Origin of the sequence: Sphingomonas desiccabilis, from assembly GCF_004135605.1 — a bacterium.
GTDB classification, from domain to species: Bacteria; Pseudomonadota; Alphaproteobacteria; order Sphingomonadales; family Sphingomonadaceae; genus Sphingomonas; species Sphingomonas desiccabilis.
This window is the reverse complement of record NZ_SDPT01000004.1, coordinates 91,977-106,445: the sequence shown is the minus strand read 5'-3', so window position 1 is coordinate 106,445 and position 14,469 is coordinate 91,977. Positions and strand designations below refer to the sequence as shown.

The following is a 14,469-nucleotide window of genomic DNA, read 5'->3' as shown; positions in this document are numbered from 1 at the left end:
ATGCGCGCACTATGCGAAAGCGGGGAATCGATCTCGAATTCCTACGCGGCGCGGACCTAATCCCCACGGCCTTGGCGCCCCGGCTGTCGGCGGTCGCCACACCCTTGGGGGCATGCATGAACTATTTCCGCCGGGTCGCCGTCATGGCCCTTCTTACGCTGCCGTGCGCTGCTCAGGCCCAGTCGGCCGGGGGCACGGAAGCGCCCGAAACGTCGCCGCCCGTCAGCGTCAGCGGCTCGGCGGCGATCGCCTCCGACTATCTGTTCCGCGGCGTCTCCCAGACGGATCGCGAGCTGGCCGTCCAGGGAGGGATCACCGTGGCCCACGACAGCGGCCTCTACATCGGTCTTTGGGGTTCGAACCTCGCCGGCTGGGGCACCTTCGGCGGCGCCAACATGGAGCTCGACCTGATCGGCGGCTACAAGGCGCAGCTTTCCGACAGCGCAACGCTGGACGTAGGGCTCACCTGGTACCTGTATCCGGGCGGTGCCGACGAGACCGATTTCGCCGAACCCTATGTCAAGCTGACCGGCACCACCGGTCCTGCGACCCTGACGGCGGGCGTCGCCTATGCGCCCAAGCAGCAGGCGATCGGCAAATGGTATGACGACGGCGCGGCCGCCGCAGCCGGGCTCTACGATCATCCGGGCGCGAAAGACGACAATCTCTACCTCTGGGGTGACGCGGCGGTCGCCCTTGCTGGCACTCCGGTGACCGCAAAGGCGCACATCGGCCACAGCTGGGGGCAGGACGGGCTGGGCCCCAACGCGACTGCGGTCGCCCCGACCGGCGAATATTGGGACTGGTCGCTGGGCGCCGATGCGACCTGGCGCAATCTGACCTTCAACGTCTCGTACATCGATACCGACATTTCGAGCCGCGAGGCCGGCTATCTGCGGCCGAGCTTCAGCAAGGGCCAGGATGGCACCGGCAACATCGCCGGCGGCACGGTGCTGGTCTCCTTGACCGCGGCCTTCTGAAGGAGACGAACCGATGCAGGACCTGCTCTGGATCCTCGTCATGGTCGGGCTGCTGGCGGCGACGCTGGCCTATGCCCGCCTGTGCGACCATGCGTGAGGTGACGCCATGACGCTCGACCTCTGGCTCGCGGCGCTGACCGCGGTTGCCCTTCTCGTCTATCTGGTGGCGGTGCTGATCCGCCCCGAACGCTTCTAGAAGGAGGCGGAACCATGACCATCCAGGGATGGATCCTGATCCTCGGCTTCGTCGGCATCCTGCTGGCGCTCACCAAGCCGATCGGCATGTGGCTGTTCGCGTTGTACGAAGGTCGCCGCACCCCGCTGCACCTCGTGCTCGGTCCCGTCGAGCGCGGCTTCTACAAGCTTGCCGGCATCGACCCCACGCAGGAGCAGGGCTGGCGCCGCTACGCGCTGCACATGCTGGTGTTCAACTTCGTGCTGATGGCCTTCACCTATGCGGTGCTGCGCCTGCAGGGCACGCTGCCCGGCAACCCGCAGGGGCTGGCGGGGCTCTCTCCGCACCTCGCCTTCAACACGGCGATCAGCTTCACGACCAACACCAACTGGCAAAGCTATGGCGGGGAGTCGACCATGTCGAACCTCAGCCAGATGCTGGGGCTGACGATCCACAATTTCCTGTCGTCGGCGACCGGCATCGCGCTCGCGTTCGCCCTGTTTCGCGGCTTCGCGCGGCGAGAGGCAAAGGCAATCGGCAATTTCTGGGCCGATTGCACCCGCGTGACGCTCTACCTGCTGCTGCCGCTCTGCGTCGTGCTCGCGCTGTTCTACATCGCGAGTGGCGTGCCGCAGACGCTCGCCGGCGTCATCGGCATCGACACGCTGGAAGGCGCGCGCCAGTCGATCCTGCTCGGCCCGGTCGCCAGCCAGGAAGCGATCAAGATGCTGGGCACCAATGGTGGCGGCTTCTTCAACGCCAACTCCGCGCATCCGTTCGAGAATCCGACCGCGCTCACCAACCTGGTCCAGATGCTGTCGATCTTCGCGATCGGCGTGGGCCTGACGTGGTGCTTCGGCAAGGCCGTCGGCAACACCCGTCAGGGCTGGGCCATTCTGGCCGCGATGATGATCCTGTTCCTGGCGGGCGTGACCGTCGCCTACTGGCAGGAAGCGGCGGGCAATCCGGTGCTTCACCAACTCGGGGTCGCCGGCGGCAACATGGAGGGCAAGGAGGCACGCTTCGGCATCGCCGCGTCGGCGCTGTTCGCGGTCGTCACCACCGCGGCCTCGTGCGGCGCGGTCAATGCGATGCATGACAGCTTCACCGCACTGGGCGGCATGATCCCACTGTTCAACATGCAGCTGGGCGAGGTCGTGATCGGGGGCGTGGGCGCCGGCATCTACGGTTTCCTGCTGTTCGCCATCCTCGCGGTGTTCGTCGCGGGGCTGATGGTGGGCCGCACGCCCGAATATGTCGGCAAGAAGATCGAGGCGCGCGAGGTGAAGCTCGCGGTGCTTGCGATCGCCGTCCTGCCGCTGATGATCCTGGGTCTGACCGCCTTGTCGAGCGTCCTGGAACAGGGTCTTGCCGGGCCGCTCAACAAGGGGCCGCACGGGTTCAGCGAAATCCTCTACGCCTTCACCAGCGCGGTGGCGAACAACGGCTCGGCCTTTGCCGGCCTGACGGCGAACACGCCCTGGTACAACGGGCTGCTGGGCGTTGCGATGTGGGTGGGACGCTTCTTCATCATCGTGCCGATGCTGGCGATCGCCGGAAGCCTCGCTGCCAAGAAGCACACGCCGGAGAGCGCGGGCTCCTTCCCGACCACCGGCGGCCTGTGGGTCGGCCTGCTCGTCGGCATCGTGCTGATCGTCGGCGGCCTCACCTTCCTGCCGAGCCTCGCGCTCGGTCCCATCGCCGATCATCTCGCGATGATCCGCGGCCAACTGTTCTGATCGAGGGCGCCACCATGGCCCAGAAAAGCCAGACCAAGAGCCTGTTCACGGCCGACCTCGTCGTGCCCGCGATCCAGGCTTCGTTCGTGAAGCTCAATCCCAGAGAGCTGATCCGCAATCCCGTCATGTTCGTCACCGCCGCGGTCGCGGCGCTGATGACGGTCCTGCTCGTCGTTGGGCAGGACGATCTCACCACCGGCTTCAAGCTCCAGCTCGTCGTATGGCTGTGGCTGACCGTCCTGTTCGGCACCTTTGCCGAGGCGCTGGCCGAAGGGCGCGGCAAGGCTCAGGCGGCCTCGCTGCGCGCCACCAAGGCGGAACTCACCGCCAAGCGGCTCAAAAACGGGCGCACCGAACAGGTCCCCGCCAGCCAGCTTCGCGCCGGCGACCTGGTGCTGGTCGAGACCAACGACCTGATCCCGGCCGATGGCGAGGTGGTCGAGGGCGTCGCCTCGGTCAACGAAGCGGCGATCACGGGCGAAAGCGCGCCCGTGATCCGAGAAGCAGGCGGCGACCGCTCGGCAGTGACGGCAGGTACTCGCGTGATTTCGGACCAGGTCACCGTGCGCGTCACGGTCGACCCCGGCCAGGGCTTCCTCGACCGGATGATTGCGCTGGTCGAGGGCGCCGAGCGGCAGAAGACCCCGAACGAGATCGCCCTCACCCTGCTGCTCGTCGGCCTGACGATCATCTTCCTGATCGCGGTCGGCACCATTCCGGGTTTTGCCAGCTATGCCGGCGGCAGCATCCCCGTGGCGATCCTGTCGGCCCTGCTGATCACTCTGATCCCGACCACCATCGCCGCACTCCTGTCGGCGATCGGCATCGCGGGTATGGACCGGTTGGTTCGCTTCAACGTGCTCGCCAAGTCGGGCCGCGCGGTGGAGGCCGCCGGCGACGTCGACGTGCTGCTGCTCGACAAGACCGGCACCATCACCATCGGCGACCGGCAGGCGAGCGAGTTCCGCCCCGTCGGCGGGGCAAGCGATGCCGAACTCGCCGAGGCGGCGCTGCTCGCGAGCCTTGCGGACGAGACCCCCGAGGGTCGCTCGATCGTGGTGCTGGCTCGCGACAAGTTCGGCGTCCACACCGCCGCGCTGCCGGCGGGCGCGGAGGTGATCCCCTTCACCGCCCAGACCCGTATCTCGGGCGTACGAACCGGCGACGCGCTGATCCAAAAGGGTGCGGTGGACTCGGTGCTCCGGGCCAATCCGGGCGTCGGCGAGACGGCCGCTGCCACCGAGCTGCGGCGCGTGACGGACGAGATCGCCCGCGCGGGCGGCACGCCGCTCGCAGTCGCCAAGAACGGGCGGCTGCTGGGCGCCATCTTCCTGAAGGACGTGGTGAAGGCCGGCATCCGGGAGCGCTTCGGCGAACTGCGCGCGATGGGTATCCGCACGGTGATGATCACCGGCGACAATCCCCTGACCGCGGCAGCGATCGCAGCCGAAGCCGGGGTGGACGACTTCCTCGCCCAGGCAACGCCGGAGGACAAGCTCGCGCTCATCCGCAAGGAGCAGCAGGGCGGACGGCTGGTCGCGATGTGCGGCGACGGCACCAACGACGCGCCCGCGCTCGCCCAGGCCGACGTCGGCGTCGCCATGAACACCGGCACCCAGGCCGCACGCGAGGCCGGCAACATGGTGGACCTCGACAGCGACCCGACCAAGCTGATCGAGGTGGTCGGCCTCGGCAAGCAGCTGCTGATGACGCGCGGCGCGCTCACGACCTTCTCGGTCGCGAACGACGTGGCCAAATATTTCGCGATCATCCCGGCAATGTTCGTGGCGCTCTATCCGGGGCTCGGCGTCCTCAACGTCATGGGGCTCGCCACGCCGGAAAGCGCGATCCTGTCGGCGATCATCTTCAACGCGATCATCATCCCGCTGCTGGTGCCGCTGGCGCTCAAGGGCGTGGCGTACCGGCCGATGGCCGCCGGGCCCCTCCTCGCGCGCAATCTCGCCGTCTACGGCCTGGGCGGGCTCGTCGCCCCCTTCGTCGGCATCAAGATCATCGACCTGGCCGTCAACGGCCTGGGCCTCGCCTGAGGAGCATCTCTCATGGGCAACGACCTTTCCACTTCGCTGCGGCCTGCGATCGTTCTCACGATCCTGTTCGCGATCCTGCTCGGGATCCTCTATCCTCTGGCCATGACGGGTATCGGCCAGGCACTTTTTCCCTTCCAGGCGAACGGCAGCCTGGTGCGCGACGCCAGCGGACGCGTGATCGGCTCGGCCGTGGTGGGCCAGGCCTTCACCTCAGACCGCTATTTCCAGACGCGCCCCTCGGCCGCCGGCCAGGGCTATGACGGCCTGGCGTCGTCCGGCTCCAACCTCGGCCCCGCCGCCCAGGCACTCACCGACCGGGTAAAGCCCGATGTCGCCAAGCGGCAGGCGGAGGGCATCACCGGCCCGCTTCCGGCGGACCTGGTGACCGCCAGCGGCTCCGGACTGGATCCCGATCTCTCGCCCGAAGCGGCCCTGGCCCAGGCGCCGCGGATTGCGGCGGCACGGGGACTTCCGATCGAGCGCGTCCGCGCGCTCGTCAACCAACGCACGGAAGGCGGCGCGGTGCTCGGCGCTCCACACGTGAACGTCCTGGCGATCAACCGCGCGCTGGAAGCCCTTCCGCGCTGATGCCGCTATCCGGCGACGACCGACCGGATCCGGACGCCCTTCTGCGCCAGGCGGCGCAGGAGGGCCGTGGCCGTCTGAAGATCTTCCTTGGCGCCGCCCCCGGCGTCGGCAAGACGTACGAGATGTTGTCGGAGGGCGCGGCACGGCGCCGCGACGGCGTCGACGTGGTGGTCGCAGTGGTCGAAACCCACGGTCGCGCAGAGACCGAAGCGCTCGTCCGCGGGCATGAGGTGCTCCCCCGGCGAGACGTCCCCTACGAGGGGCGCACGCTGCACGAGATGGATCTGGACGCGGTACTCGCCCGGGCGCCCCGGCTCGCGCTGGTCGACGAGCTCGCCCACACCAATGCGCCGGGCAGCCGGCACCCCAAACGCTTTCAGGATGTCGAGGAGCTGCTGGCGGCCGGGATCGACGTCTACTCCACCATCAACATCCAGCACGTGGAGAGCCTGAACGACGTCGTTGCGTCCTTCACCCGCGTCCGCGTGCGCGAGACGGTGCCGGATCGTATCCTGGAGATGGCGGAGGTCGAAGTCGTCGACATCCCGCCCGACGAACTCATCGAGCGGCTGAAGGCCGGCAAGGTCTACCTCCCGCACGAAGCGACCCGTGCGCTCAACCACTTTTTCTCCAAGTCCAACCTTTCGGCCCTTCGGGAACTGGCGCTACGGCGCGCGGCCCAAGCCGTCGACGCCCAGATGTTGGAGCATGTCCGCGCGATCGGCGTCGGTGGCACCTGGGCGGGCAGCGAACGGATCGTCGTCGCGGTGAGCGAGCTGCCTGGGGCGGATGGCTTGGTCCGCGCCGCCAAGCGGCTTTCCGACGCCCTCAAGGCGCCCTGGACGGCGCTGTTCATCGAAACCCCGCGCACGGGCCAGTTCACCGACGCCCAGCACGCGCGGATCGCCGCGACCATGTCGCTCGCGACCCAACTCGGCGGCGCGATCGCCACCGTGCCGGCATCGTCGGCGCTCGAAGGCATCCAGGCTTTCGTGGCGGACGCCCGTGCCACCCAGCTGGTGGTCGGCAAGTCGAAACGGTCGCGCTGGTTCGAGCTTCGCTACGGCTCGGTCGTCGACCGGCTGGTGCGCGGCACGCCGGGCGTGACGGTGCACGTGCTCCCGGTCGAAGAAGTGCCGGGGCCGGGGGGAAGCGAGGCCACGCAGGCGGGTCGCACGCGCGGTCGCGGCTGGGGATCGCCCGTCGGCTATGGCCTGACGCTGCTGGGTGTGGCGGCGGTGACCGCGCTGGCGAGCACGCTGTTCCACGTCCTGAACCTCGGCAATGTCGCGCTGCTCTACCTGCTTCCCGTCATGGCTGCCGCAAGCCTCTATGGCCTGCGCACCGGCCTGTTTGCGGGGCTGGCGTCGAGCCTGTGCTACAATTTCTTCTTCCTGCCGCCGACCGGCACGCTCACCGTCAACAATCCGGAGAACATCGTCTCCGTCTTCGTCCTGCTCGGCGTCGCTGTGGCGACCAGCCAGTTGACCGCACGCGTGCGCGCGCAGGCGGATATCGCAGCGGCAAGCGCACGCACCAACGCCACGCTCGCCGGCTTCCTCCATCAGCTGAGTGGCGTCAGCGAAGCGGCAGAGGCGGCGCGGGTGATCTGCAACGATGTCGGACGCCTGTTCGACGTTCAGGCCGTGTTGCTGGCGCCATCCTCCGGCGGAGGCCTGGGCGTGCTTGCCGCGACCGATCCCGACTATCGCCTCGACACCATGGACCTGGCTGCCGCCAACTGGGCGTTCGACACGGGCGGAGCCGCAGGGAAGGGGTCGGGGACGCTCGCCGCATCCGAATGGCTGTTCCAGCCGCTGAAGTCCGGCGCCGGCACGCTCGCGGTATTGGGCCTTGCGCGGGAGAACGGGAGCGAGCCCGTCCGCGCCGATCAGCTGCCGCTCCTCACCAGCCTCGTGAACCAGGCCGCGCTCGTGATCGAGCGCCTGCGCCTTCAGGCGGAGATCCGCGACGTGGATGCGGTCCGCACCCGCGACCGGCTGCGCGCGGCGCTGCTGTCGTCGGTTAGCCATGACCTGCGCACGCCGCTTACGGCCGTGCTCGCGGCTGCCGATGCCCTCGATCATGGCGCCACGCCCGAACTGATCGGCACCATCAAGAGCGAGGCGTCACGGCTTAACCGCTTTGTGGCCAATCTCCTCGACATGACCCGCGTGGAGGCGGGCGCGCTGAAACTCAGCGTCGAGGCGGTGGACCTGAGCGATGCCGTGGCGGGCGCCGCGCACGACGCGCGTCGAGCGCTGGAGGGCCATCCGGTGCGCCTTGACGTCCCTCCCGACCTGCCGCTGGTGCGCGCCGACCCGCAGCTGCTCCACCACTGCCTGCTGAACCTGCTGGACAACGCCGGCCGCTATGGGGATCCCGGCACCGAAATCGTCATCGAGGGCCGGCACCGGTACGGCCAGCTCCGGCTCGCTGTGCTCGACCATGGGCCCGGACTGCCGCCGGGCCGCGAGACCGAGGTATTCGAGACCTTTCGTCGGCTCGAGGGCTCGGATCGTGCGGCCGGAGGAACCGGCCTCGGCCTCGCCATCGTCAAGGCGTTTGCCGAGGCGATGGGATTGGGGGTCGAGGCGGGCAACCGGGAAGACGGCAGCGGCGCTGCGTTTGCGATCCTCTTCCCACCATCCCTCATCGTGCGCGACGTCGCGCAGGAAAGCATCTCCTGATGGCCGCCAGAATTCTGATCGTAGACGACGAGGTCGCCATCCGCCGCCTGCTGCGCAACACCCTGGAGCGCGCGGGCTATGCCGTGGCGGAAGCCATGAACGGGCGAGAGGCACTGGTGCAGGCAAGCGCACACGAGCCCGATGCCATCCTTCTCGACCTGGGACTGCCCGACCGCGACGGCCTCACCCTGATCCCGATGCTGCGCAAGCAGGCCAATGGCGTGATCCTGGTGGTGTCGGCACGCGAAGCGACGGAAGAGAAGGTGGCGGCGCTGGACCTTGGCGCCGACGACTATGTGACCAAGCCTTTTGACACCGACGAGCTGCTTGCCCGGTTGCGTGTCGCGCTGCGCCACCACGGCGGCTCCGGCGTGACGCCCAAGCTGGTACGCCGCGGCGACATTACCATCGACCTCGACCGGCGCCTCGTCTGCCGTGCCGGCCGGGAACTGCATCTGACCCGCAAGGAGCATGACGTGCTGGCGGTGCTCGCCCGGCACATCGGCAGGGTCGTCACGCACGAGCGCATCATCGCCGCCGCCTGGAGCGGCGAAGAGGACCCGCGCGTGGAATATCTGAGGATCGTGATCCGCAATCTCCGCCAGAAGTTGGAGGCGCCCGGCCCCGTAGGCAGCGTGATCGCCAACGAACTCGGCGTCGGCTATCGGCTGCGGTCCGATAGCTGAGGCCTGGGACCGATAGCGCCGCACTATGGGCCCGCTATGCGAAACCTCTGAATCGATCTCGAATTGCTACGGACCGGGGGATAGCTGGGCCGCCACAACGGGGAATGTGGCATGGGCACGTGGCATCGGTCGTGGAAAGCGAGCATCGGGCTCCGCGCTGTCGGGATGGCCTTGTGCGGCCTCGCCTGCGCGGCGATCGCGACGCTCACGAGCTATCCGCCAGCTGCCCCGGGCCTGATCCCCTGCCTGCTCGCCGGCCTCGGCGTGCTTTCCGCGAGCGGGGGAGGCGCGCTGACATTCCTCGGGCCGCGGCTGCTGACACCGGTGCGGGTCAGTGCGCGCTGGCAGCACAATCGCGCCGCGCCGTCCTGCCCCGCAGACGCATGGTCCCCGAGCGCGACTGCCGTACCGGAGTTACCGGACGCATCGCTTACGCCTGGACCCGCGGCAGCGGCCGGAACGGCTTGGTACGAAGTCCGCTCAGCCGCGACGCAGACTCTTGAGAGGACAAGGGCATGACCAACCTCGCCGCACGCCTGGTGGGCGTCGTCTGTCTTGCGGCCGCCGGGGCAAGCACGCTCCTGCATCGCGCCATCTTCGTTGCGGCGCAGAGCGGCCCGGCACAGGCGGCCGAGTTCGCCGCTGGGCTGCTCAGTTTCGTGCTCGCAAGTCTCGGCGTCCTCCTGCTGACGAACGGCGCCCGGTTGTTCGAGCGTCCGGCACCTCCGGCCGCGAAGCCGGTGGAGGTGCTTCCGGTTTCAGAGCCTGGCGCCGGAATGGACGAGTCCGCCGCCTGCGATTCCCGCTATGGCGTAGCCCGGCTGCTCTCCGAGCGCGCGATCCAAAGGGCGTCGCTCCCGCAAAGCGGCTCGTCCCGCGTGCGCTCCTGAGCCGCTCCCCACGCATCGCTGAAGCAGGCCCATGCCGCGTTGCGGCTGTCTAGAGGACAGCCGACCGGTGCGGCGCGGACACCAGCAGTTCTGGAGCGGCGCCTGGCTCGGTGACCTCCCGCTATACGAGCGCTATGCGAAACCGCGGAAACGATCTCGAAACGCTATGCCGCGCTCCGTAGATCGCCGGGTGACGGGCCATGGAGCCCGTCCTACCGAGGTACAATCGACATGATGTCGGACGTTTCTCCAGAGCCCGCCCAACCGGGGCGCATCATCTACGTGGGGCAGGACTGCGCGGGCCACTGGCTGGTGCAAGACAGCGGCAAGACCCTGGAAGGTCGCTTCGTCTCCTATGCAGCGGCCATGCACTATGCGCGCGAGGAGCGCGAAATCTATCGCGCAGAGATCGCGATCGCATCCGCACCGCTGGTCCCGCTGGTTTCCTTCGATCCGGTAGCGCCACGGCGCGCGCTCGCCCGCGCGGCATGAGGCAGGCGGCCATGCACGAGCTTCTTTCCATCGCGCCGGGCTCGATCCCGGTTCACCGGCTGGCAAGCCCAGCGCCTCACAGCCGGACCGTTCGCCGCTCGGCGATCCAGGATCCGCGCTGGGCTGCGGTTACGGCGCACCTTGCGGCGCTGCGCGAGCAGGGGCGTCATGCGATCCGCATCGTGGATGCGGACTGCGGCGCCGGTGCGCTGCTGCTGGGCGCACTCCTTTACGCCCGCGCGCTTGGGTTCACTGCGATAGAGGGGCGGGGGATCGAGGTTTCCCCGCCGTTGGTCGGCCGCGCGCGCGCTTCTGCAGCCCGCTTGCGCAACCCGGCGATCGGCGTGACCTTCGAGGTCGGCGATGTCGCAACCGCACTCCGCGACGAGGCGGAGGTGCCGGCGGACCTGCTGCTCTGGCACCGCTATCCAGCGCAGGACGCGCCCGACGTCAGGGTGGCGCTCAGTCGGGCCGCGAAGGTCGTGATCGACGACAGCGCCGCTGCCGCAGACAGGTGGGCGGCATGACCGGGCGCGACCTTCGGTGGCGGGCGGCGGGCCTGCTGGTGAGCGCCGCCGCTTGCGCCGGCACCTTCTTCCACCGTGACGGCTCGCCGCTTACGATCGTCTCCTTCCTCCTGGCGATCGTCGGCATTGTGCTCATGCTCCATGGCAAGCGGGTAGCGGTGGCCCTGCGCGCGGAGCGCCGCGGCCATTGCCAGACGGCGGCGGCAATCCACACCCAGCGGATGCGGCGGCAGGAGCGTCGTCCCGATCGCCTGCGGCATTGAGGACGCGGTGCTATGCGTACTGCGGTCGGGCGTACTCCAGGTCGAGGACGTCCCCCTCACCGCCGTCGCCGCGGCGGTGGGGACGCCGGTTCATGTCGTCTCGGCCGCCAAGGTGAGGGCTGCCGCCCCTCCCGCGGTCCCCGGGGTTCACCGCATCGTTCGCGTCCGCTCGATCCCCGGGACTGCAGTGCTGCGCTTACTTGCATCGCAGGGAGTCGATGCCGATGTCTCCTCCGGCGCGGAGATGCGACGCGCTCTCGCAGCCGGAATTGCGCCGTCCGCAATCGGCTTCTCCGGAGTAGCCAGGAACGGCGTGGCCCTGGCCGCGGCGCTCGACGTCGGCATTGGGCGCTTTACACTGGAGCTGGAAGAAGAGGGCAGGCTGCTCTCCGCTCTGGCACTCGCGCGCGGCACCCGAGCGAGCGCGCTGCTGCGCGTAGCCCTTCCCGACAGCCATTCCGGCATCGGGCTTGCGGCGATTTGCGCCGTCTACGGACGGCTGAGCGGCTTGGCGGGTTTGGAGCTTCAGGGACTGGCGATCCATGTCGACGCCTTTCTCGACTTCGACGCACTCCGCAGGCTGATCGCGCGGCTTCGGGCCGGCGGGCACCGTGTCGACCGCGTGGATCTCAAAGGTCCCCCCGGCATCTTCAACGAAGCTGCGCTGCGCGCGCGGGCGCATAGCTGGCGCCTCGCATTCGGCGTCGAGGCGGCCGACATACTGGCTGGCACAGGCATCCTCCTGGCCCGCGTGCTCCAGGTCGAACGGACCCCACTCCACGCTCGCGTCCTTGTGGACGCCGCGGTGGTCCTCCCTGGGCGCGTTCGTGCCGTCCAGCCCCGTGGGCAGCACGTCATTGCCCGCGTGGTCGGCCTCGGCTCGCCCGATCGGTCCATCGAGGCCGGGAGCGAGGCGGTGCAGCGCGGTGACCTCGTCGTGCTGCATCCGGGCCAAAGCGGTGTTCCTCAACTGCTGGTGGATGGAAGCCGGTGCGAATTCGATGGAGATCGCCTGCTGGGCTCCGCACGAGCTTAGCGGGATTTCCCAGTTAGGACCCCGCGGCCGTGGAGCCCGTCCGATCACACGACCCCCGCGACCTTTGGCCCTCTCAACATAATTCTTGCTATCGTACTTAGAACCGCCACTAAAAGTCGGCTGCCCGTACGCACTACCGCCACCGCTCACAGGTGCCGCTGCCGTTCGGCTCCCAGTCCATCACGGACCCGTCGAGCGACCCTCGGTCGCGCAGGACCAGGAAGGTGCGCTGCTTGCAGCCGAACTCGTGCTGACCGAGCAGGCCGGAGCCACGCGTGCGACCATCGCATGGCGGCTCGGACATCGACCCGGCGAACGCACGGATCCGCGTCATCGTTGAGGAGGTGCCGTCCCACGATCTTGGAAGCCGCCCCACGCCTTCCCGCCCTGCGTCGATGCCGCACCCTGCGCAGCGGATCTGCTCGCGGCGCGCTTGTCGCTCTCGCCCGGCGGGCCGGCGCGTCCTGGGAATCGCCTCCTCAGCCCTGCCGGAGCGCGCGCCGCGCCTCCTCCGTCACCGTATACACTGCCTGTCGTTGTGCGCCGCGGTTCTGGTGGTCGACGCGATAGCCCTCGTAATGCCGCCGGACGAGCCCAGCGCGCACCAGCTCCGAAACCGCCCGACTGACGTTGGTGCGGCCCGACTGTCGCACACGCTTGCGCACCTGGCTCTCGATCACCGCCTCCGCCTCGACCGGATCGGCCGGCAAGGCACGCCTGGCCTCCAATTCCGCACGCACCTTGCCGGCGATCGCGCGCCGCCGCGGATCGCGCTGCGCCACAGGCATCAACGCCTCGCACAGCCAATCGCGAACCGGCACGCGACGATTGCCCTCCCGCACGAAGGGGCCGGCCGAACCCGTCTGCGCGCTTGCCTGGGCGATCAGGTTCAGCACCATGAAGCTGTAGCGCGGACGCTCGCACAGGGTGGACAGGCGCTCTAGGACGGCAGGCAGGTCCATGGACCGGGCCGGTGCCGGGGTGACCGGCTCTTGGGGCGCTGGGACCGCGAAGAGATCGGGCTGGAACATGGGAACATTCCAAGCACAGAGCAGCTGCGATGTGAATCCCTCCGCGATCCGCATCCATCTTTTGACCACGAATGGCACTTTACCCGGGTGAAGTGCCACGGTCGGCAGTCGGCGGCAGGTGGTCACGCCTTGCATCCACTTTTGACACCGCTTACCAAAGAACATGCCCATCAAGAGGCAAAGGAGAGGGCCGGTGCCGAAATCGACCGCGCAAGCTTGCAATCGGCAGACCCGTTCCGCCGAAGCGTTCGCCAGGCACGTCCCCGTTGCAGCACGCCCATCCGCAGCGTACCGCTGTCTGCACGCGCTCGGCGCCCCCTCGTTCGCCCGCCTTTCCGCTGCGCACCGCGCAGCCTGACGTCCCAAGAGGAGCCACCATGTTCGAACGCACCTATTACGCCACCCACCCCGACATGATGGAGTGCGTCTCCAACGACGAACTGCGCGACCGCTACCTGATCCAGGGCCTGTTCCGCGAAGGCGAGTGCGTGCTCAACTACACCCATGCCGACCGCTTCGTGATCGGCGGCGTGGCCCCGGGCGCCGAGCCCGTGAAGCTCCCCGACCAGACCGAGCCCGCGTCTGCCGCCGGCCACCCCTTCCTGGAGCGCCGCGAGCTCGCGATCGTCAACATCGGCAAGTCCGAAGGCACCGTCACCGTCGATGGCGAAACCTTCACGCTCGGCAACAAGGACTGCCTCTACGTCACCATGGGTGCCAAGGAAGTGGTCTTCGCCGGCCAGGGCGCACGCTATTATCTGGCGTCCTGCCCCGCCCACAAGGAATTCCAGACCCGCAAGCTCGGCATCGCCGATGCCAAGGCGCTGGAGCGCGGCAGCCTGGAGGAATCCAACGAGCGCACCATCTACCAGCTTGTCATCCCCGGCGTCTGCGACAGCGCGCAGCTGGTGATGGGCCTGACGGTGCTCAAGCCCGGCAGCGTGTGGAACACCATGCCCCCGCACATCCACGAGCGCCGCAGCGAGATCTACTGCTATTTCGAGCTCGACAATCCCGACACCGACCGCGTCATGCACTTCATGGGCGAGGGCGAAGCGATGCGCCACATCGTTGCCGCCAACGAGGAAGTCGTGATCTCGCCGCCCTGGTCGATCCACATGGGCGCGGGCACCAAGGCGTATGCCTTTATCTGGGCGATGGCCGGCGAGAACCAGGACTATACCGACATGAACGTGCTGGACATCTGCCAGCTGGCTTAACGCCACCTGCTCCCCTCCCCGCAAGGGGGGGGCTAGGGGTGGGTTCCGAGCCGCAAGGCTCGGCCCGCCCCCGCCAGCCCACACGCGCCGCGCCCACCCATTCT

15 protein-coding genes are annotated in these 14,469 nt (G+C 68.5%); 13 read left to right on the top strand and 2 right to left on the bottom strand.

Annotation, left to right across the window (positions count from 1 at the left end):
* Positions 1-116 precede the first annotated feature (116 nt).
* The 12 genes from EO081_RS16320 (at position 117) to EO081_RS16265 (ending at position 12,114) form a co-directional block, all read left to right on the top strand.
* Positions 117-980 (top strand): TorF family putative porin, encoded by an 864-nt coding sequence (locus EO081_RS16320; protein ID WP_129343494.1) that lies wholly within the window; start codon positions 117-119, stop codon positions 978-980.
* Positions 981-1,086: 106 nt separating this feature from the next.
* Positions 1,087-1,176: a K(+)-transporting ATPase subunit F gene (gene kdpF, locus EO081_RS16315; RefSeq protein ID WP_125961129.1), complete on the top strand. Its 90-nt coding sequence runs from the start codon at positions 1,087-1,089 to the stop codon at positions 1,174-1,176.
* Between the two features lie 14 nt (positions 1,177-1,190).
* On the top strand, positions 1,191-2,894 hold the full coding sequence (gene kdpA / locus EO081_RS16310) for a potassium-transporting ATPase subunit KdpA (RefSeq protein ID WP_129343492.1): 1,704 nt from the start codon (positions 1,191-1,193) through the stop codon (positions 2,892-2,894).
* A 14-nt stretch (positions 2,895-2,908) separates the two neighbouring features.
* On the top strand, positions 2,909-4,942 hold the full coding sequence (kdpB, locus tag EO081_RS16305) for a potassium-transporting ATPase subunit KdpB (RefSeq protein ID WP_129343491.1): 2,034 nt from the start codon (positions 2,909-2,911) through the stop codon (positions 4,940-4,942).
* 12 nt (positions 4,943-4,954) lie between these two features.
* Positions 4,955-5,530 (top strand): potassium-transporting ATPase subunit KdpC, encoded by a 576-nt coding sequence (kdpC, locus tag EO081_RS16300; RefSeq protein WP_129343489.1) that lies wholly within the window; start codon positions 4,955-4,957, stop codon positions 5,528-5,530.
* Positions 5,530-8,220 carry a sensor histidine kinase gene (locus EO081_RS16295; protein ID WP_129343488.1) on the top strand — a complete coding sequence of 897 codons (2,691 nt, stop codon included), beginning with the start codon at positions 5,530-5,532 and terminating at the stop codon, positions 8,218-8,220. Before kdpC ends, EO081_RS16295 begins: the two co-directional genes overlap by 1 nt.
* Positions 8,220-8,906 carry a response regulator transcription factor gene (locus EO081_RS16290; protein WP_129343487.1) on the top strand — a complete coding sequence of 229 codons (687 nt, stop codon included), beginning with the start codon at positions 8,220-8,222 and terminating at the stop codon, positions 8,904-8,906. The genes EO081_RS16295 and EO081_RS16290 overlap by 1 nt, the downstream gene beginning before the upstream one ends.
* A 515-nt stretch (positions 8,907-9,421) precedes the next feature.
* Positions 9,422-9,796: a hypothetical protein gene (locus EO081_RS16285; protein ID WP_129343486.1), complete on the top strand. Its 375-nt coding sequence runs from the start codon at positions 9,422-9,424 to the stop codon at positions 9,794-9,796.
* Between the two features lie 231 nt (positions 9,797-10,027).
* On the top strand, positions 10,028-10,288 hold the full coding sequence (locus EO081_RS16280; RefSeq protein ID WP_129343484.1) for a hypothetical protein: 261 nt from the start codon (positions 10,028-10,030) through the stop codon (positions 10,286-10,288).
* A gap of 11 nt (positions 10,289-10,299) precedes the next feature.
* Positions 10,300-10,815, top strand: a complete 516-nt coding sequence (locus tag EO081_RS16275; RefSeq protein ID WP_240697744.1) for an SAM-dependent methyltransferase — start codon at positions 10,300-10,302, stop codon at positions 10,813-10,815.
* Positions 10,812-11,078: a hypothetical protein gene (locus EO081_RS16270; protein WP_129343482.1), complete on the top strand. Its 267-nt coding sequence runs from the start codon at positions 10,812-10,814 to the stop codon at positions 11,076-11,078. The genes EO081_RS16275 and EO081_RS16270 overlap by 4 nt, the downstream gene beginning before the upstream one ends.
* A gap of 7 nt (positions 11,079-11,085) precedes the next feature.
* A complete protein-coding gene (locus EO081_RS16265) occupies positions 11,086-12,114 on the top strand; it encodes a type III PLP-dependent enzyme domain-containing protein (RefSeq protein ID WP_165284665.1) in 1,029 nt (342 codons plus the stop codon).
* A 133-nt stretch (positions 12,115-12,247) separates the two neighbouring features.
* On the opposite strand, the gene EO081_RS16260 is transcribed toward EO081_RS16265, so the two are convergent.
* Both EO081_RS16260 and EO081_RS16255 read right to left on the bottom strand, forming a co-directional pair.
* On the bottom strand, positions 12,248-12,448 hold the full coding sequence (locus tag EO081_RS16260) for a hypothetical protein (protein ID WP_129343478.1): 201 nt from the start codon (positions 12,446-12,448) through the stop codon (positions 12,248-12,250).
* A 145-nt stretch (positions 12,449-12,593) separates the two neighbouring features.
* Positions 12,594-13,145: a hypothetical protein gene (locus EO081_RS16255; RefSeq protein WP_129343476.1), complete on the bottom strand. Its 552-nt coding sequence runs from the start codon at positions 13,143-13,145 to the stop codon at positions 12,594-12,596.
* Positions 13,146-13,522: 377 nt separating this feature from the next.
* Here EO081_RS16255 and kduI point away from each other — a divergent pair, with 377 nt between their 5' ends.
* Positions 13,523-14,365, top strand: coding sequence for a 5-dehydro-4-deoxy-D-glucuronate isomerase (gene kduI, locus EO081_RS16250; protein ID WP_129343475.1), 843 nt, complete (start codon positions 13,523-13,525; stop codon positions 14,363-14,365).
* The last annotated feature ends 104 nt before the right edge of the window (positions 14,366-14,469 follow it).